The organism is Acerihabitans arboris (genome assembly GCF_010131535.1).
Classification (GTDB): Bacteria; Pseudomonadota; Gammaproteobacteria; order Enterobacterales; family Enterobacteriaceae; genus Acerihabitans; species Acerihabitans arboris.
In genome coordinates this window covers 78,167-97,144 of sequence record NZ_WUBS01000013.1, presented here as the reverse complement: position 1 = coordinate 97,144, position 18,978 = coordinate 78,167, and the positions used below count along the sequence as shown (strand labels likewise).

The window sequence follows — 18,978 nt, the reverse complement described above, 5'->3', positions numbered from 1 at the left end:
ATGACTGATAAGCAAAAACCTGCGGATTATGGTGTTTATTCGGCAGTGGGGCAATTACGCAAGGTATTGCTGCGCGCGCCCGGGAAAGCCCGCAATCGCCTGACGCCAGCCAACCGCGATGAGCTGTCCGCTGATTAGCGACGCGGTCGTGTGATCCCGCGCATCGAAGGGCAAGGTTGCCCGTAGTGATGAAAAAAAAACCGCCCGGCCCAGGCCGGTGATATCAATAAGAGAAGCAGTGGATTGGCGCGCCCTGGGTAACGCGGGCCTGCGATAATACGCCGGCAAACGACGTTCTCCCGGGGAAGCGCCGTTTTTATGGCACCCCGCGCCGGCGATGCCCCGGCCTTATACCCCCGCCGTCATCCCCGACCGCGTTGAAATCAATCGTTAATTGAGTCGATAATCCGGTGCGAAATGCACTACTCTTCTTTATCCCGGCTTAGGTTAGCCCGCCGGGATGGCGCAGCTTTGCGGTCGGCAAGATCGCCTGCGCGCCCTGCTTTAACACGGAGAGGATTGTTATGCTGTATCGCCGTTTCGAACGATTTATCGATGTTTTCCAGGATGCGCCGGATAAGGCTCCTCCCGGCCGGGTGCTACCCTTCTATCTGTATTACCTGCGTCAGGTCTGGCCAAGCTTTGCCGCGCTGCTGCTGGTGGGTTTGATCGGCGCGCTTATCGAGGTGGTGATGTTCAGCTACCTGAGCCGGATTATCGACCTGGTAAACACCACGCCCGGCGCGCGGTTTTTCGGCGAACACGGCGGCGAGCTGCTGTGGATGGCGGTGGTGATCCTGGTGCTGCGGCCGGTGTTTATCGGCCTGCACGATTTGCTGGTGCACCAAACCATCAGTCCCGGCATGACCAGCATGATCCGCTGGCAAAATCATAATTACGTGCTGCGGCAAAGCCTGAACTTTTTCCAGAACGACTTTGCCGGCCGTATCGCCCAACGCATTATGCAGACCGGCAACTCGCTGCGCGACTCGCTGGTGCAGGCGGTGGACGCCCTATGGCATGTGCTGATTTACGCCATCACCACGCTGGTGCTGTTCGCCGAGGCGGACTGGCGCCTGGTGATTCCACTGGTGGCCTGGATTATCGGTTACCTGGTCTGCCTGTATTATTTCGTCCCCCGGGTAAAGGCCCGATCGGTGGAGTCCTCCGAGGCCCGCTCCAAACTGATGGGCTGCATTGTCGACGGCTACACCAATATCACCACCCTGAAGCTGTTCGCGCATACGGCGCTGGAGCAGCAGTACGCCCGCGAGGCCATCAGCGAGCAAACCTGGAAAACGCAACTGGCGAGCCGCGTGGTCACCAGTATGGACGTGGCGATCACCGCGCTTAACGGCCTGCTGATCGTCGGCACCACCGGGTTGGCGCTCTGGTTATGGACCCAGTCGCTGATAAGCGTGGGCGCCATTGCGCTGGCAACCGGCCTGGTGATCCGCATCGTCAATATGTCGGGCTGGATCATGTGGGTGGTCAACGGCATTTTCGAAAATATCGGCATGGTGCAGGACGGCCTGGAAACCATCGCCCAGCCGGTCAGCGTCACCGACCGGCCGCGGGCGAAAAAGCTGGCGGTAGGCCAGGGAGCCATAGGTTTTGATCACGTCGATTTTAACTACGGTCAGGAACGACGGGTGATAAACGGCCTGGACCTGGCTATTCGCCCCGGCGAGAAAATCGGCCTGATCGGCCCGTCCGGGGCCGGCAAATCCACGCTGGTCAACCTGCTGCTGCGCCTGTATGACCTGGACGGCGGGCGCATCCTTATCGATGGACAGGATATTGCCCAGGTCAGCCAGGAAAGCCTGCGGGCGCAGATCGGCATGATCACCCAGGATACGTCCCTGCTGCACCGTTCCATTCGCGATAACCTGCTGTACGGCCGGCCCGGCGCCAGCGACGCGGAGCTGTGGGATGCCATACGCCGCGCCCGCGCCGATGAGTTTATCCCTCAGCTGTCCGACCCCCAGGGCCGCGCCGGACTGGATGCCCACGTCGGCGAGCGCGGGGTTAAGCTTTCCGGCGGCCAGCGCCAGCGTATCGCCATCGCCCGGGTGCTGCTCAAGGATGCGCCGATCCTGATTATGGACGAGGCGACCTCAGCCCTGGATTCGGAGGTGGAAGCGGCGATCCAGGAGAGCCTGGAAGTGCTGATGCGCGGCAAGACGGTCATTGCCATCGCCCACCGGCTGTCGACCATCATCAAGATGGATCGGCTGGTGGTGCTGGATAAGGGGCGGATTGCCGAGGTCGGCAGCCATGCCGAGCTGTTGGCCCGGCAGGGGCTGTATGCCCGGTTATGGCAATACCAGACCGGCGGTTTTGTCGGCGCGGAGTAAGCTGGCGCCGCGCTCAGGCCTGGCGGTAAGGTAATGACAGCCTTGCCTCTTCCGCCCACGTACGCACGGCCAGCCGCTCCTCTGCCAGGAAATCCGCCACCGCCTCGCGCAGGCCGGGGTGGCACAGGTAGTGCCATGAGTCGGTCAGCACCGGCTCGAAGCCGCGGATAAGCTTGTGCTCGCCCTGGGCGCCGGCGTCAAAACGCGCCAGTCCCTGGGCAATGGCGTAATCGATGCCCTGGTAAAAACAGGTCTCGAAGTGCAGCCGGTCGAACTCCGCCAGGCATCCCCAATAGCGGCCATAAAAGGTAGCGCCGTCCACCAGGCTGAAGGCCATGGCGACCGGGCGGCCCTGCTGGCTGGCCAGCACTAACCGGATGGCATCGGGCATCCGTTCGGCCAGCAGGCTGAAGAAGTCCCGCGCCAGGTAAGGCCGGCGGCCGCGCACCGCGTAGGTATTGGCGTAACAGGCGTAGATAAAGTCCCATTGCGCCTCGGTCACCCGGGCGCCCTCCAGCCACTCGAAATCAATACCCTGCGCCGCGACCTGCTCGCGTTCCTTGCGCATCTGTTTACGTTTGCGCGAGGCCAGGGTATCGAGAAAGTCCTGGAAATCGCGGTAACCGCGGTTGAACCAATGGTACTGACAGCCCAGGCGCCTGAGCCAGTCCGGTTCGGCCGCCAGAAGATCGTTGGCCCGCGCGTCGGTAAAGTTCACATGCGCGCCGGACAGTCCGTGCCGGTCAAGATGTTCCGGCAGCGCGGCCAGCAGCCGCGCCGCCGCCGCCGGGTCGCCAAGCAGCCTGGCGCCGGTCACCGGGCTGAAGGGCACGGCGCCAAGCCATTTGGGATAGTAGTCAATCCCGGCGCGCCCGCAGGCCTCTGCCCAGCCCTGGTCGAATACATATTCGCCGTAGGAGTGCTGTTTCCGGTAGCCGGGCATGGCGGCAAGGGTACGGCCGTCTTGCGCCCATAGCAGATGATCGGCTCGCCAGCCCGAGCGCGGGCCAAGACTGCCGCTGTCTTCAAGCGAGGAGAGAAAGGCGTGGCGCAGAAAGGGTTGTCCGGCCGGGACCAGGGCATCCCACTCGCCGACGGGTATATCGTCCAGGCGCGCCAGGGACGTTAAAGACATGACATTGTGCTCCGGTGAAGTGCCGTCAACCAGCAAGAACAGTAGCCAGTTGAAAGGCGCTGCGCAAGGGGTGGGGCACGGAGTGGCAAAAGCCGGCGCGGCTATCGGCGTTGACGACCAGGCGATGCCCATCATGGCTGCGGCAAACCCTTGCGGCGGTTTGCCGGCGGTCATCTCACAGCGATGTTACCAGGCTCTCCCGCCGGCGAAACTCAGACGGCGACAGCCCGACGGCCTGATGGAAATCGCGGGAAAAATGCAGCGGATCGTTATAACCGACCTGATAGGCGATGGCGGCAATGCTGGCATCGGTTTCAACCAGTAACCGCCGCGCCTGGGACAGGCGGTAATTTTTCAGCCATTTCAGCGGGGTTTGATTGAACGTCGTCTTGAACAGGCGAAACAGCTGTGATTTGCTCACCTGGCAAAAATGCATAAATTTTTCGATATCCCAATCGTCGTGGTAATGGCTGTGTATCTGGTAAATCAATTGCCCCAGCCCGCGATGCATAATCATCGGGGACCGTAGCGCCTCGGCGCTGCGGCTTTCCAGCAGGGTAAAGACCAGATTGGCGCAAACCATGTCGCATTGCGCCTCGCTCATCAGGGTATGAGACCGCATCAGGCCAAAAATAGTATGGTAGATCCCGACCATTTTTTCCGGAAAATCAAACTGGAATACCGGGTGTTTCTGTATCTCAAGCAACGACATAATATTATTCAGCTTGCCGCCGTCCACCCGCAGCCAGAAAATTTCCCAGGGATCGTCCGCGTCTGGATAATGTTCATGAGGCCACCTCACCGGCAGCCAAACCAGCTGATTGGCCGCCACCCGATGCAGCTTATCTTCTACTTTCACCCGTCCTTTGCCCTTCAGGCAGAAAATAAATTCGTGGCCGACCACTGATTGACGCTTTATATGATGCTCCGGGCCGGTGTGCAAATGACCGGCGCGAAATATTCGATAGTTAAAAAGTGTGGAGAAATCATCATATTCCCGATAAAAAGAGGAGATTACCCGCGTCTGTTTTTTTGATGTCGACATAGGTTGTTCCGGCCGTTGTGCTGTTCTTTAACAGGAAACCGATGGCTAAAAGTAGCCTATTTAACGGCATCGCCCGAGCAGGGGCCGGATGATTTATGATCTGTCTCACAAAATCATTGACCGGGGACTTCCATCCATATTTTTGAAATTTATCGCTATCACGCCAGGGCGGGGAATGCCCCTAAGGTAAAGCCATGTTGATGATGAATACGTTAGCCAATGTGGTTTAACCAAAAAAGCAGGAGTGTTGTTGCATGATTAACTTTAATGACCCGCGCCAGGTCGCCAAAGCCATCCAATTCACCAATGTGAATGCGGATCTGACGCGCGACGAGCTGCTAAAGCACCTGGATCTCTGTCTGCAATATCAGTTTGATGCGGCCATGATTGCCCCTTGTTGGGTGGCGCTGGCCAAGGACGTGCTGAAAGGCTCCGGGGTCAGGGTCGCCACCACGGTCAATTTTCCCCAGGCCAACGATACCACGGCGATGAAAGTGGCGCTGGTGCGCGAGCTGGCCAAAGAGGGCGCCGATGAGTTCGATTTTCCGCCGAACCCGGGGTTTTTGCTCGGCGGTATGGAAGACCGCTATTTTGAGGAATTAAAACAGGTTGCCGCGGTAGCGCATGACGCCGGGATGAAGGTAAAAGCCATGCTGGAATTTGGCTTTATTACCACCGAGGCGTTAAAAATCAAAGCCACCCGTTATGCTTATGAAGCCGGCATTGATTGGGTTAAACAGTCCAGCGGGTGGGGAAAGGGCGGCTGCGCCGCCACCGTCGAGGACGTGCGGATCCTGAAAAATAATATCCAGGCTCCCTGCCGGGTAAAAGTTTCCGGTAAGGTCAATACGCTGGAAAAAATGAAGGCGATGTTCGAAGCCGGGGCCGAACTGGTCGGCACCAGCTCCGGGCCGGAATTAGTGAAAGGACTGGCCGGGGATATCGCGGGGTATTAACCAGACGGCCCGTAACGTCCTTGCCGGAGGAAACGGCCCGATGCGCCGTTTCCTCCGGCGGACGGCATAACACAGTAAGGTAATGTGATGAGCGTATTTATTCTCGGCAGCTACGCAAAAGCGTTGGTGATGACGGCGGACAGGATCCCCCTGGCGGGTGAAACCCTGATTGGCCGCGACTTTCGCCAAACATGGGGCGGTAAAGGCTCGGATATGGCGGTGCAGGCCGTGCGCCTGGGCGCCAGGGTGTTTTATTCGGGCGTGGTGGGCGACGATGCCTTCGGCCATGAGTTTATCCAGTTGATGCGCGACGAGCAGGTCGATATCACGGCGCTGGACGTCACGGCGGCGTTGCCGACCGGCGCCGGACTGATTATCAAGGACCAGCAGGCGCGCAATATTATCGTGGTGGATATGGGAGCCAACCGACTGTTTACCCCCGAGCGGGTCGATGCCGCCCTGCCGTTGCTGCGCGAAAGCGCGGTGGCGCTGGCGCAATTGGAGATCCCGCTGGAAACGGCGCTCTATGGCCTGCGGCGCGCCAAGGCGCTGGGCAAGATCACCGTGCTTAACCCCGCCCCGGCGCGCGATCTGCGCGGCCTGGACCTGAGCGCCGTCGACTACCTGACGCCGAATGAAACCGAGGCGCGGGTAGCGCTGGGCCTGGCGCCCGACGATAAGCGCGGCAACCGCGATATTGCCGGGCTGTTGTTGCGCACCGGCTGCCGCCATGTGGTGATGACGCTGGGCGAGGCCGGTTCAGTGGTGTTTACCGCCGGTGAAACCCTTGAGATACCTCCTTGCCGCGTCAAGGTGGTGGACAGCAACGGCGCCGGCGACAGCTTCAACGCGGCGCTGGCGGTAGCCCTTGCCGAGGGGCGGCCGATTCGCGAGGCGGCGGTATTTGCCAACGCCACGGCGGCGTTGTGCTGCACCCTGTGGGAGACCGTGCCGTCGTATCATACGCGCCATCAGGTGAGCGCCTTTATGCAGCAGTCGTCGATGCAGCGGGTAAGCCGGTCAAAATAATAAACAGGAGATATTCCGATGAAAGCCAACTGTATCCTGCACCCGCAACTGGCCGCCGCCCTGGCGACCCTGGGTCATACCGATATCGTGCTGGTGACCGATGCCGGTTTCCCTATCCCCCCGGGGGCCAACCGTATCGATTTGGGTTTTTATCCAGGCACCGTGGACGTGCTTGAAATCCTGCGCGTGCTGCGCAGCGCGCTTTTTGTCGAAGAGGTCCGTTTCGCCCCGGAAGTGCGCGATTGCCATCCGGCGCTCTATCGCCACCTGCAGCAGATTTATACCGGCTCCGGCGCAACGTTTTCCTGCGCCGGCCACGACGTTCTCTGCCAGGATCTGGCTTACCGCGCCAAGGTGGTGATCCGTTCCGGATCCTTTGACCCCTGGGCCAATTTCGCCCTGGTGGCCAGCACCGACCCTTTCGCCTGGTTTACCGAAGCCTCCGGGGTCAAACCGCTGCCGGCCTATGTCGAGCGTCGGCAACGTATACGGGACAATGCGGTGCCGGCGCTGCAATAAGCGCCAGCGCGGACAGTAACATCATCATTAAGAAGGCGGCTGTGTATGAAAATAACGGGCTACCGCACGCTGAAAACCATCCACCGCTGGGGACGTGCCATTGGCGATGTCAACGGCGTGATCCCTTCGGGCATAACCGAAGTGCCGATCCTGTTGCTGACCACCGACGGTGGATTGACGGGGGTCGGGCTGGGGGCGCACGGCGATATGGAACGGATCTTTCCCGCCATCGAAGGCGAGGATCCGCGGGCGGTAACGGCTCTGTATGACCGGATATTGGCCTATGTCTTTAAGAGCGGTCACGCCGGCAGCGTATTCGGCGCCATCGGCGCAGTGGATATGGCGCTGTGGGATCTGAAGGCCAAAATGGCCGGTGAACCGCTGTGGCGTACTCTCGGCGCGCGGGATCCCTTCGTGCCCGGTTATGCCTCCGGTCTCGACTATGGCCTGACGCTGGATGAGCTGGTGGCGTTGCATCGGCGCTTTGCCGATCGCGGTTTTACCGGTTTCAAGCTCAAGGGCGGCCTGGACGTGGAGCAGGATATCGAGCGTCTGCAGGCGGTGCGGCAGGTCTATCTGGTCAACAGCGCGGCGCCGGCGGCGATGATTGATGTGAATGAATCCATGAACCGTAAGCAGGCGGTGCGTTATGCGGACCGTATCGGGCAACACCTGGATCTCACCTGGATCGAGGAGCCGGTGCGGCGCTGGGATGCGGCGGGACATGCGCAGGTTAGCCGCTCGGTAAAGTGCGCGGTGGCCACTGGGGAAAATCTTACCGGCCTGGACCAGTTTACCCCGCTGTTCGCGGCCGACGCGATGGATATCGTCCAGACCGGCATGTGCTGGGGCATCACCCATTTCCTGCGGGTAGCCATCGCCGCCCATGCCCATAACCTGCCGATCAGCCCGGTCGGCTACAACGCCAATCCGGTGGCCCACGCGGCGGCGGCGGCGCCGAATCATTTAAGCACGGAAGTGCAGGATCTGGCGTTCCCCGTCGGCCTTACGATCGATCAGGAGATTACCGGCGGCGGCATTCTGCTGGGGTCGGCTCCCGGCCTCGGTATCGAGGTCGATGAAGATGTCATTGCGGCCGGGCGGGAGTCCGGCAGTTGGAGCGCCCCCGCCGGGCCGCATGTGCGCCCGGGGCGCGCCGGTCTGCGCCTGGGCGCGGAAAAATAATGCCCGCGCCGCCCGCGGCGGCGCCTGAGCAAAAGGACAGCATCATGAGAACAGCGGCATTAGGCTCTACCGGCATTCGGGTGCCAATCCTCGCCATGGGCGCGGCGTCCCTCGGCAGTATCTATCATCCCGTATCGCAGCGGCAGGCCGATGACACGGTGGCCGCCGCCCTGGCGCACGGCGTTAACTATTTCGACGTGGCTCCCTATTACGGTTATACCAAGGCGGAAATTGCCCTCGGGCAGGCGCTGCGCGGCGTGCCGCGCGCCAGCTATACCCTGGCGACCAAGGTCGGACGCTACGGCGACAGCGACTGGGATTTCTCCGCCGCCGCCACCCGCCGCAGCGTAAAGGAAAGCCTGGCCCGGCTGGGCACCGATTATATCGACATTATCCAGTGCCACGACGTGGAGTATGGCGACCGGGCGCAGCTGATAAACGAAGGGTTGCCCGCGCTGCGTGATCTGCGCGCCCAGGGTGTGGTTCGCCATATCGGCATCACCGGTTATCAACTGGATTTCCTCGAGCCGCTGGCGGTGGAACAACAGGTGGATACGCTGATGGCCTATTGTACCTATACCCTACAGGACCGCCGCCTGGGCATGGTGGCGCAGCGGCTTAACGCCGCCGGCATCGGGGTGCTCAACGCCTCTCCCCTGGGCATGGGGCTGTTGACCGCCAACGGCGCGCCCGGCTGGCACCCGGCGCACCAGCGGGTGCAGCAGGCCTGTCGTCAGGTGGCGCAGCTTTGCCGGGAATTCGGCGAGAATATCGCCAGGGTCGCGCTGCAGTTTGCGCTGGCCACCGCCGCGCGCCAGGGCATCGCCAGCACGGTGATCGGCACCGCCAGCGCGGAAAATATGCTCGACAATGTTGCCTGGTGTGAGCAGCCGCTCAATGGCGAACTGCTGGCGCATATCGACGCACTGCTGGCGCCGGTGCTGAATATCGGCTGGGATATCCTGCCGGGCAACGGCGGCAAGGCCAGCAAATGAAAATCGTCGACAGCCATGTCCATCTGTGGGATCCACGGCGCTTCAGCTATCCCTGGCTGGCCGGTTTGCCCCGGCTTAACCGGCCGCAGTTGCCGGAACGACTGGCCGCCGAGGCTCCGGCCCTGGCGGCGGCAGTAGTGGTACAGGCGGACTGCGACACTCTCCAGGCGCTTGACGAGGCGGCGTGGATAGATACGCTGGCCGCTTCCACGACGGCGCTGCCGATCGCCGGCATCGTGGCCTATGCGCCGCTGGAACAAGGCGCGGCGATCGGGGGATACCTGCGGCGCCTGGGCGAGATAAGGCGCGTGGTCGGCGTGCGGCGTTCGGTGCAAAACGAGGGCGCCGATATCCTGCGCCGGCCCGGTTACCGCGCCGGCATGCTGGCGGCGGCGCGGGCTGGGCTGTGCGTCGATATGTGCGTGCGGCCCGCGCAACTGGCCGGGCTGCGGACATTGCTATCGGAGGTACAGGCCGGGGAACCCGGCATGCGGGTGGTTATCGATCATCTGGGCAAGCCGGAGATCGCCGCCGACCGCCTCGATCCCTGGCGGGACGATATTGCCCGGCTGGCGGCGCTGACCGGCGTGTATTGTAAACTGTCCGGCCTGCTGACCGAGGCGGCTTGGGATTGCTGGCGCGAGGATCAGATCCGGCCGTTTATCGAACATGCGCTGGCGACGTTTGGCCCGGCGCGCTGCATGTTCGGCGGCGACTGGCCGGTAGTGGAGCTCGCCGGTGGTTATCAACCCTGGTTTCATTGTTTATCTAACGCGCTTGCGACGCTGACGGACGATGAACGACGGGCGGTATGGCACGATAGCGCCGCGGCGTTTTATCGGCTGGATATCCCTTTCTGAGCAGGGGAAATAACACTGGGCCATGACAATAGAATAAATGCACCGCATTAATTGGCGGATGCGGTCTTGGCGAATAACCTGCCAGCCTGTTTTTTGACATATTTTATCGTGAAATAGATTTTAATTATCGGGCATCTACTCGCTTTCGCCCGTGTTTAACCAACCGATACGTAATAACAGGCGGAATAGGGTAATGCCTATTATCGCCGGTACAGCCCTACCCTACAAATAAGATAAAAAGAGGAAATAAGCATGTCTGAAAATGAATTAATCAAGACGCCGCCGTCGCGTGGCATGACGCCTGCGGCGGCCGGTGCAAATCAAACCGGGTTAATCGTGACCGGCAGGCGTAAATGGGTATTGCTCGGCTCGCTGTTTACCAATTTTTTTATCCTGCTCGCGCTTTATTGCGGAGTGATTTCGGTGTTGTTGCCTAATCATGTCGCCGCGCTGGATCCGGCGAACAAGGCCAATAACCTGGCGATTGTAATGACCACCGCGCTGCTGTTTACCATCTTTGCCCAGCCCATTGCCGGGGCGTTGTCCGATCGCTGCCGTTCCGGCTGGGGACGGCGCTCGCCCTGGATTGTCGGCGGGGCGCTGATTGGCGGGCTGGCGATTTATGGCATTTCCCTGATGACCACCCTGGCGGGTATCGCGGTGTTCTGGCTGATGGCGGCGGTATCGCTCAACTGCATGAACGGGCCGCTGGCCACCGTGGTGGCCGATCGTTTTTTACCGGAAAACCGCGGCATCGCTTCCGGGTTTGTCGGCGCCGGCTCCACCGCCGGCGGCACCGTCGGTATTATCGTCGCCGGCTATCTGGCCTATAACCTGCAACTGGGCTACCTGGTGTTCGGCCTGGCCATCGCCGCCTGTTGCATCGCTTTTGTGCTGATTAACCGCGAGTCCTCGTCGAAAAACGTCGTTATCGAACCCTTCGCCTGGGGCGCGTTTTTCAAAAGCTTCTGGGTCAGCCCCAGAAAACATCCCGACTTTGCCTGGGCGTTTTTCGGCCGTTTCGCCATGTTCCTCGGTTATCAGGGCGTGGTGACCTATCAGCTGTATATTTTACAAGATTACATTGGCTTAAGCGTTGATGAATCCAATTACGCCATCGGCACCATTTCGGTGATTACCCTGGTCACGCTGCTGTTTTCCGGGCTGATATCAGGGGTGCTGTCGGATAAATTCCAGCGCCGCAAAATCTTTGTCTTCATGTCGAGCATTATCATGGCGGGCGGCTTGTTGATTCCCCTGCTGATGCCGACGCTGGTGGGCATGTATCTGTACGCGGCGGTGCTCGGGTTAGGTTATGGTGCTTATACCTCCATCGATATGGCGTTGATGACCCAGGTATTGCCGGGCGGCGGCAAGCAGGCGGGCAAGGATATGGGCATATTAACCATTGCCACCGTATTACCGCAGTCATTCAGCCCGATATTATCCGCGCTGCTGCTGTCGCAATTCCATAATGACTATTCGTCGCTGTTTATCGCCGCCATTATTTTTGTTTTTGCCTCATCGTTTTTTATCCTGCCAATTAAATCGGTCAGGTAAATCATGCTAACGGCTGTACTGATTTTTTCTATCTCGATAAGGAGTGCTGCCTGATGACCGAACCGCTGTTTTCCGGCGTGATACCGCCGGTGCCCACCCTGTTTACCGCCGACGGGCAGTTTGACCGCCCGGCGATGGGGCGTCTGATTGACCGCCTGCTGGCTTCCGATGTGGACGGGCTGTTTTTTCTCGGCAGCGCAGGCGAATTTGCCCATATGGGCGATGCGTTGCGTCGGGCGGTGGCTGAATTCTGCATAAGCCACGTTAACCATCGCAAGCCGGTGCTGGTCGGCGTGGCGCACTCCGGCACCGCGCAAACCATAACGCTGGCGCTGCACGCCCAGCGCGGCGGCGCCGACGGCCTGGTGGTGGTCAATCCTTTCTACAACCCGCTGAGCGAAGAGAATTTATACCGTCATTTCAAACAGGTGGCCGGCGCCGTCGGATTGCCGGTGATTATCTATAACTTTCCCGCGCTGACCGGCCAGTCGCTGCCGGTATCGCTGGTTAAACGCCTGGCGCTGGATTGCCCGAATATCGTGGGATTAAAAGACACGGTGGATACCTTGTCCCATATCCGCGAGACCCTGCATGCGGTCAAACCGCTGCGCCCGGATTTCGCCATCTTTGCCGGTTATGACGAATATCTGCTGGGCACCCTGATCCTCGGCGGCGACGGTTGTATTCCCGCCAGCGCCAACTTTGCGCCACAGCTTACCTGTGGTATCTGGCAGGCGTTTCATCGCCGGGATTATGCCGGGGCGATCCTGTTACAGCAGCGGCTGTCCTGGATCCCGCCGCTCTACAGCCTGGACCTGCCGTTTTACAATGCCGTCAAATATGCCATCCGGCTGACCGGGGTGGATATCGGCGTTCATTCCCTCGCGCCCGCCGCGCCGCTGACGCAGGACATGATGGCGCGGGTAAAAGATATTTTAATAAAAAGCGGCGTTATTGAATAACAGAAAAATAAATAATGGAGAAACTGGCATGGCAGTTATAAGACGTTTCGGCAGCGTTATTGGCGTTCGCCCGGAGAAGCTGGCCTATTATAAACATCTTCATGCCAATCCCTGGCCGGAAGTGAATGCAATGATTACCAAATGTAATATACGTAACTTTACCATTTATTATCATGACGGATTGTTATTCAGCTATCTGGAATATATCGGTGATGATTATGAAACCGATCAAAAAATGATGGCGCAAGATTCGGCCACCCGACGCTGGTGGGCGGAAACCGCTCCCTGCCAGCTTCCATTGCCAGGCGCGGGCGAGGGCGGCTGGATGGAAATGGAGCCGCTTTACCACCTCGATTGAACGCCGCGTGAAAAGTGTAATAAAGCTGTGGATATTTTATCAATATCCCCCGGATTAATGCTGCCTATAAAAAACATATACTTTATTTCATTTTGTTAGTGGAACTCTACCCCCTGTATTAACCAGAAGGTGAAGTTAATAATGAACATTTTTTCTGTAACCGCCATGACCGGAATATTAATTTCCGGCCTGGGCCTCCCCACATTAGCCTTTGCCAATAATAACGCCGCCAGTATTGAAAGCCGGCTGGAGCAATTGGAAAAAAGAGTACAGCAAGCGGAGCGCCGCGCGCAGCTGGCCGAAGCCAAGGTTCAGGGCGCACGGGTTGACACCCGGCGTCTGGAAAATGCCGTTGCCGAAAACTCGGCGCAAACCCGGGAGGCCCATCAAGCCGTGCAGGAGACGGAAAAACGCACCGCGGCCCTGGAAAAAAAAGTGCCGGAAAAAGAAGATGGATGGTTTGAGCTGCACGGTTACGCCCGCTCCGGCCTGATGATGAACCAACGCGCCACCCACTCGCGTGGCGGCCCCTACCTCACACCCGCCGGCGATACCGGCGGCGCGGTGGGGCGCCTGGGCAATGAGCCGGATACCTACGCCGAGGTCTACCTGGAGAAAAAACAGCGTCTGGATAACGGCGCGACCACGCGCTTTATGGTGATGCTGGCCGACGGCCAGGAGAGTTATAACGACTGGACCGCCAGCACCAGTACCCTGAACGTCAGCCAGGCGTTTGCCGAACTGGGTTCGTTGCCCTCGTTTAGCGGCGTATTTAAGGACAGCACGCTCTGGGCGGGTAAACGCGTGGACCGCGATAACTTTGAAATTCACTGGCTGGATTCCAAAATCATCGCCCTCAACGGCACCGGCGGCGGCATTTACGATGTGAAATGGAGCGATGACGCCAAAAGTAACTTTTCGCTTATCGGCCGCAGCTTCGACGGCATTGAAGAGGTTAACGACGATATACAAAGCTATATCCTGACGGCGAATAACTATTTCGGACCGGTGCAATGGCTGCTAAGCGGCATCAAAGCCAAGGATAACGAATACCGCGAGAACCGGACGGATCATTCGATGGACAACGCCGGTAATAAGGGTTACCTGACCATGTTGGCCTATCATGGCGATGACTTTTACGGCCTGCGTCCCGGCATGTCCAAAACCGCGCTGTCATATGGCCATGGACTGGGCGCCGAGGTTAAAACGGTGGGTACCCGCGCCGAGCTGACCAACGACGCCGATACCGTCCGCCTGGCCACCTACGGCACCACGGAGCTGGCCAAAGGCTGGGACCTGGCGCCGGCGATATTGGCGCAAAGCAGCACGGATCGCTATATCAAAGGCGATGATTATAAATGGCTGACGCTGAATGCCCGGCTGCTGCAGGGTATAACCGAAAACTTCGCCCTGGCCTATGAGGCGTCCTGGCAGTATATGGATCTAGACCCGAAAGGGTATCTTGATTACGACAAGGTCAAAGGCGACTTTTATAAGCTTACCTTCGCCCCGACGTTCCGTCCCGACGATCTCTCGCCCTTTTTTACCCGCCCGGAACTGCGCGTTTACGCCACTTATATGGACTGGGATAAGGCGCTGGATAATTACTCCGCCAACGACACCCTGGGACAGACCGGTTTCACCGCCGGCGGCCAGTGGAGTTTCGGCGTGCAAATGGAAACCTGGTTTTAGCCGGGGCGGTTCGCCGGCACACATAACCGGGGCTAATAGAAAAAATCGATCATACTTAGAGGGGAATAACGACATCATTAGGGGAACGCATGGGTTTCACGGGTTGGACGGCGGCCGTGGGCGGTCTGTTGTTATTAATGTCGCTGGCGTCCGGCTGGATCCATCGCGGTCCCGTCACCTCATTCGGGTTATATCTGTTGGCGGGGATTGTCTGCGGTCCCTGGGTGCTGAACCTGCTGCGGGTGGATGTGGCCGCCCATGCCATGTTAATCGCGCATGTGACCGAGATTGCCATGGCCGCCTCGTTATTTATCACCGGCCTTAAGCTGCGGTTGCCGTTCCAGGACCCCGGCTGGCGCATGGGATTGCGCCTGGCCTTCCCGGCGATGATCCTGACGGTGGGCGGCGTGACCCTGGCCGTCCATTGGCTTGCCGGTTTCTCCTGGCCGCTCTCCCTGGCCTTTGGGGCGATAGTGGCGCCCACCGACCCGGTGCTGGCAAGCCTGATTTCGGTCAACGACGCCCGCGACGACGACAGCCTGCGGGTAGCCCTATCCAGTGAAGCGGGTATGAACGACGGCACGGCGCTGCCGATATTAATGCTGGCGATGGTGCTGCTGACCACGCATGAGCCGCTATCGTTCGCCATATTGGGCCATTGGGCCCTTATCGACGTAGCCTGGGCGTTGCTGGGCGGCCTGGGCATCGGTTTCGGCATGGGCAGGCTGATCGGCTATCTGGCTACCCATCTTAAAAGTACCCAAAACGACACCGCGCCCAATGATTTCCTGGCCCTTGCGCTGGTAGCGTTAAGTTACGCCGCGGCGCAAAGCCTCGACGCATCGGGCTTTTTGGCCACCTTCGCCGCAGGCGTCGGGCTCAGGCGCACCGAGCTTGGCATTTTTTCGCGCCATCCGCCGGACCATTTGCCGGAGGAAGAGCGCGGCGGCACGGCGGAATCCCTGGTCAACCCCAATATGCGCCACGCCTCCGGAGAGGCGGGGCCGCTGAGATCCGTCGGCCTGGTGGTCAGCGACGCGCTGTCCTTCGGCGACACCATGGAGCGGCTGTTTGCCGCCGGTATCGTCATCGTGCTGGGCATCACCCTGGCGATGCATTGGGATCCGATGGGCCTGCCGCTGGCGGCCATCGTGTTTTTACTCATCCGCCCGGCTTCGGTCTACCTGGCGACCATCGGCAGCGGCACGCCGCGCCTGCACCGTGCCCTGATCGGCTGGCTGGGCATCCGCGGCATCGGCAGTATCAACTACATTACCTGGGCTTATACCCACGGCCTGGCCGGCCCCGACGCCGAGCGCATGGCGAATATGGCCTTTACGCTGATTGTGGCAAGCGTCATTGTGCACGGCATCTCGGTGTCGCCGCTGCTCAACTGGCGGCAGGACAAAATAACGGCGGCCGCGGAGCGGGATAATAAACACTAAATTATGCGTCTCATTTCCCGTAGCGTAATATCACTGATTGCATTGGCAATGCCATATTTGGTCACTCATCACCGGAAAAGTTGTGAGACGGCGCAAAATTTATCCATAAATAATGGGTGAACTGAATAAATAAATTTCTTAACTTTTATATGCACCTTTACAGGAGCAGAGTATGAGCTACTACCCGGAAAAAAACTTCCGATCAATTGCTTGATCTTCCCGCGCCCTATAATTTAAGACTGTATTACCGCACGGACACAAGTATTACCCTGACATGGGATTTTAACCCGGCAGGGTTGCCATCTTATGATTTTGTCGTCAGGTCTTATAATTCATGAGGTTATTCTGAGCAAGGAACGGAGTTATTCAACATAAGCACGTTGGCTCTTGTTTTTAGCGGGGGCTGTTATTGGACGCAGGGTCGGAAAATAGACAATCTCTCACCAGGGCCAGGTTATTATCTGCCGCCGCAATAATGTAATATAATAAAAGAGTAATTTATTATCTCATTCATCACTTAATCCCGCTCAGGCGTTTCAGGCTCATGCCGCGCGTTGTGCCCGTAACGGCAGGAGCGTCGCCGCCCCGAAAGCCGACAGCGGAATGTTGACCAGGGTCGAATCGAGCCGCGTCATAAACGACCCGATCAAGACGACGATCGCCTGCGATAGCCACATCCGTTTCGCCTCGCGATCCTTCTGCGTAGCCGGACACCCTGCGGCGTCAGCTCGACAAGCATCTGGCGGCCGTCGGTGGCGTGCGGCGTGCGGCGTGCGCTTGACGATGCCCAGGTCCTCAAGCGGGGTAATGGTCGTTCCCATCGACTGCGGCTTCATCCCTTCGGCGCGCGCCAGGGCCGCCGTAGTGGCGGGACCGTCGTTAGCCAGCCGCGACATGGCGACAGACTCCGTCATTGAGAGTTCTCCCGCACAGGATTCATTGCGGGTACGCCGTACGAGCAGCCCTATCGCCTGCATAAAATCGACGACGTCTTGCTCCAGGGTATTGGCTGGCAAGTGCAAATCTCAGGGTAGGCGTTGGCGACCGTCGGCGTCGCGAGTATGCGGACGCGCCCCGGGACCAAAACGATCGGCCGCCACGCGGCATGAAGCGGGTCAGACACTGTTATGATGAATGGAGAGCATCAGATGTCATGGTATCAATATCTGTCCTACTTCTTCGGTGGAGCCGTTGTTTCCAACGCGATTCCACACTTGGTAAGCGGAATGATGGGGCGATCTTTCCAGAGTCCCTTTGCCGCGCCGCCGGGTCAAGGATTGTCCTCAGCAACCGTTAACGTGTCGTGGGGAGCATTCAACCTCGCGCGGGCCTATCTTCTGATCTACCGGGTTGGCCATTTCGATATACGCGTTATGGCGGACGCCGGCACCGCCGGCCTCGGAGCCTTGTTAATTGCAATCATATGCGTCCGCGCGTTCGGGCGTTTTCATGGTGGCGTCCCTGTGGCATGATAAAGGGCTATTTGTCCCGCTCAGCGCATCGTCACCAATTCTTCCGCCGCCGTTGGATGAATCGCCACGGTATTGTCGAAATCACGCTTGGTGGCGCCCATCTTCATGGCCACGGCAAAGCCTTGCAGGATTTCATCCATACCCAGGCCGATGCCGTGCAGGCCGATAATCCTTTCCTCCGGCCCCAGGCAGACCAGTTTCATCCGGCACGGCTGGCGATGGCTGGTGACGGCGGTATACATGGAGGTAAAGGCGGTTTTGTATACCTTAATCTGCTTTTCACCGTACTTGGCAATCGCGTCCGGCTCGGTCAGGCCGATGGTGCCGATCGGCGGGTGGCTGAAGACCACGGTCGGAATCAGGTCGTAATCCAGGTGTTCTTCCGGCTTGCCGTTAAACAGGCGCTCGGACAGGCGACGGCCGGCCGCCACCGCCACCGGGGTCAGCTCCACCGCGCCGGTATTATCGCCGACGGCGTAGATGCCCTTGATATTGGTGTTCTGGTATTTGTCCACCCGGATATAGCCGTTGCGGTCGGTTTCCACCCCGGCCGCGGCCAGGTTCAGGTTAGCGGTGGACGGTTCGCGGCCGATGGCCCAAATCAACGCGTCGACGGTAAAGGCATGACCGTTTTCCAGCGTCAGCGTCAGGCTGCCGTCCTGGTTTTTAACGATCGATTCCGGAATGGCGCCGGTATGCAGGGTGGGACCTTCCGCCTGCATGATTTCCACCAGCGTGTCCACGACCAGCGGATCAAAAGTGCGCAGCGGCGCATGTTTGCGCACGAACAGATGGGTCTCGGCGCCCAGCGCGTTGACTACCCCGGCAAGTTCCACCGCGATATAACCGGCGCCGACCACCGCCACCCGCCGCGGCATGGCGTCCAAGGCAAAAAAACCGTCGGAGTCGATACCATGTTCGGCACCGACGATATCAATATGGCTGGGACGGCCGCCGGTGGCTACCAGGATATGATCGGCGGTAATGCGTTCGCCGTTGACCTCGACGGTATGCGCGTCGACAAATTTGGCAAAACCCTCGATAACATCGACTTTATTATTGCCCAGCACCCGCTCGTAGGACTGATGGATACGGTCGATATAGGCGCTGCGGCTGTTGACCAGGGTCTGCCAGTCAAAGTGGTTAATCTGGGTGTCAAAACCATAATCCGGGCCGTAGAGCTTGATGGCCTCGGCGATTTGCGCCGCGTGCCACATGATTTTTTTCGGGACGCAACCGACATTGACGCAGGTGCCGCCAAGATATTTGGCTTCGATAAGCGCGCATTTCCGGCCGTACGATGCGGCCCGGTTGATCGAGGCGATACCGCCGCTGCCGCCGCCAATAGCAATATACTCGTAATGTCTGGTCATCCGGGATTCCCTTTAGCTCATGTGATGGGCACAAG

Annotated in this window: 18 protein-coding genes; 14 read left to right on the top strand and 4 right to left on the bottom strand. The window is 59.2% G+C overall.

Translation table 11 applies throughout. The annotated features are described in order from the left end of the window. Both GRH90_RS17890 and GRH90_RS17885 read left to right on the top strand, forming a co-directional pair. On the top strand, positions 1 to 138 hold the full coding sequence (locus GRH90_RS17890; protein ID WP_162367323.1) for a hypothetical protein: 138 nt from the start codon (positions 1 to 3) through the stop codon (positions 136 to 138). 386 nt (positions 139 to 524) lie between these two features. Further along, positions 525 to 2,357: an ABC transporter ATP-binding protein gene (locus GRH90_RS17885; protein ID WP_162367322.1), complete on the top strand. Its 1,833-nt coding sequence runs from the start codon at positions 525 to 527 to the stop codon at positions 2,355 to 2,357. A gap of 13 nt (positions 2,358 to 2,370) precedes the next feature. Here GRH90_RS17885 and GRH90_RS17880 read toward each other — a convergent pair whose 3' ends face one another. Both GRH90_RS17880 and GRH90_RS17875 read right to left on the bottom strand, forming a co-directional pair. Next, on the bottom strand, positions 2,371 to 3,492 hold the full coding sequence (locus tag GRH90_RS17880) for a GNAT family N-acetyltransferase (protein WP_162367321.1): 1,122 nt from the start codon (positions 3,490 to 3,492) through the stop codon (positions 2,371 to 2,373). Between the two features lie 175 nt (positions 3,493 to 3,667). Next, entirely contained in the window at positions 3,668 to 4,537 is an 870-nt protein-coding gene (locus GRH90_RS17875) for a helix-turn-helix domain-containing protein (RefSeq protein ID WP_162367320.1), read from the bottom strand. A 254-nt stretch (positions 4,538 to 4,791) separates the two neighbouring features. Between GRH90_RS17875 and deoC the strand changes: the two genes are divergently transcribed. The 11 genes from deoC (at position 4,792) to GRH90_RS17820 (ending at position 16,098) form a co-directional block, all read left to right on the top strand. After that, on the top strand, positions 4,792 to 5,493 hold the full coding sequence (gene deoC / locus GRH90_RS17870) for a deoxyribose-phosphate aldolase (RefSeq protein WP_162367319.1): 702 nt from the start codon (positions 4,792 to 4,794) through the stop codon (positions 5,491 to 5,493). 87 nt (positions 5,494 to 5,580) lie between these two features. Beyond that, the gene (locus GRH90_RS17865; RefSeq protein WP_162367318.1) at positions 5,581 to 6,522 is read left to right on the top strand and encodes a ribokinase; all 942 of its coding nucleotides are present in this window, start codon (positions 5,581 to 5,583) and stop codon (positions 6,520 to 6,522) included. 18 nt (positions 6,523 to 6,540) lie between these two features. Then, a complete protein-coding gene (locus tag GRH90_RS17860; protein WP_162367317.1) occupies positions 6,541 to 7,041 on the top strand; it encodes an RbsD/FucU domain-containing protein in 501 nt (166 codons plus the stop codon). A gap of 45 nt (positions 7,042 to 7,086) precedes the next feature. Further along, positions 7,087 to 8,226, top strand: coding sequence for a mandelate racemase/muconate lactonizing enzyme family protein (locus GRH90_RS17855; RefSeq protein WP_162367316.1), 1,140 nt, complete (start codon positions 7,087 to 7,089; stop codon positions 8,224 to 8,226). Positions 8,227 to 8,270: 44 nt separating this feature from the next. After that, positions 8,271 to 9,221 (top strand): aldo/keto reductase, encoded by a 951-nt coding sequence (locus tag GRH90_RS17850; RefSeq protein WP_162367315.1) that lies wholly within the window; start codon positions 8,271 to 8,273, stop codon positions 9,219 to 9,221. Further along, a complete protein-coding gene (locus tag GRH90_RS17845; protein WP_162367314.1) occupies positions 9,218 to 10,081 on the top strand; it encodes an amidohydrolase family protein in 864 nt (287 codons plus the stop codon). The genes GRH90_RS17850 and GRH90_RS17845 overlap by 4 nt, the downstream gene beginning before the upstream one ends. Positions 10,082 to 10,333: 252 nt before the next feature. Further along, on the top strand, positions 10,334 to 11,641 hold the full coding sequence (locus GRH90_RS17840; protein WP_218586261.1) for an MFS transporter: 1,308 nt from the start codon (positions 10,334 to 10,336) through the stop codon (positions 11,639 to 11,641). Positions 11,642 to 11,694: 53 nt separating this feature from the next. Beyond that, entirely contained in the window at positions 11,695 to 12,603 is a 909-nt protein-coding gene (locus tag GRH90_RS17835; RefSeq protein WP_162367313.1) for a dihydrodipicolinate synthase family protein, read from the top strand. Next, complete coding sequence (locus tag GRH90_RS17830; protein WP_218586260.1) at positions 12,596 to 12,961, top strand: L-rhamnose mutarotase; 366 nt, start codon at positions 12,596 to 12,598, stop codon at positions 12,959 to 12,961. Before GRH90_RS17835 ends, GRH90_RS17830 begins: the two co-directional genes overlap by 8 nt. Positions 12,962 to 13,102: 141 nt before the next feature. Then, positions 13,103 to 14,653 (top strand): carbohydrate porin, encoded by a 1,551-nt coding sequence (locus tag GRH90_RS17825; protein ID WP_162367312.1) that lies wholly within the window; start codon positions 13,103 to 13,105, stop codon positions 14,651 to 14,653. Positions 14,654 to 14,742: 89 nt separating this feature from the next. Beyond that, positions 14,743 to 16,098: a cation:proton antiporter gene (locus GRH90_RS17820; RefSeq protein WP_162367311.1), complete on the top strand. Its 1,356-nt coding sequence runs from the start codon at positions 14,743 to 14,745 to the stop codon at positions 16,096 to 16,098. A gap of 542 nt (positions 16,099 to 16,640) precedes the next feature. On the opposite strand, the gene GRH90_RS17815 is transcribed toward GRH90_RS17820, so the two are convergent. Then, positions 16,641 to 17,012 carry a MarR family transcriptional regulator gene (locus tag GRH90_RS17815; RefSeq protein ID WP_162367310.1) on the bottom strand — a complete coding sequence of 124 codons (372 nt, stop codon included), beginning with the start codon at positions 17,010 to 17,012 and terminating at the stop codon, positions 16,641 to 16,643. A 234-nt stretch (positions 17,013 to 17,246) separates the two neighbouring features. Between GRH90_RS17815 and GRH90_RS17810 the strand changes: the two genes are divergently transcribed. Beyond that, positions 17,247 to 17,570, top strand: coding sequence for a hypothetical protein (locus GRH90_RS17810; RefSeq protein WP_162367309.1), 324 nt, complete (start codon positions 17,247 to 17,249; stop codon positions 17,568 to 17,570). Positions 17,571 to 17,590: 20 nt separating this feature from the next. On the opposite strand, the gene gorA is transcribed toward GRH90_RS17810, so the two are convergent. Beyond that, positions 17,591 to 18,943, bottom strand: coding sequence for a glutathione-disulfide reductase (gene gorA / locus GRH90_RS17805; RefSeq protein ID WP_162367308.1), 1,353 nt, complete (start codon positions 18,941 to 18,943; stop codon positions 17,591 to 17,593). Between the last annotated feature and the right edge of the window lie 35 nt (positions 18,944 to 18,978).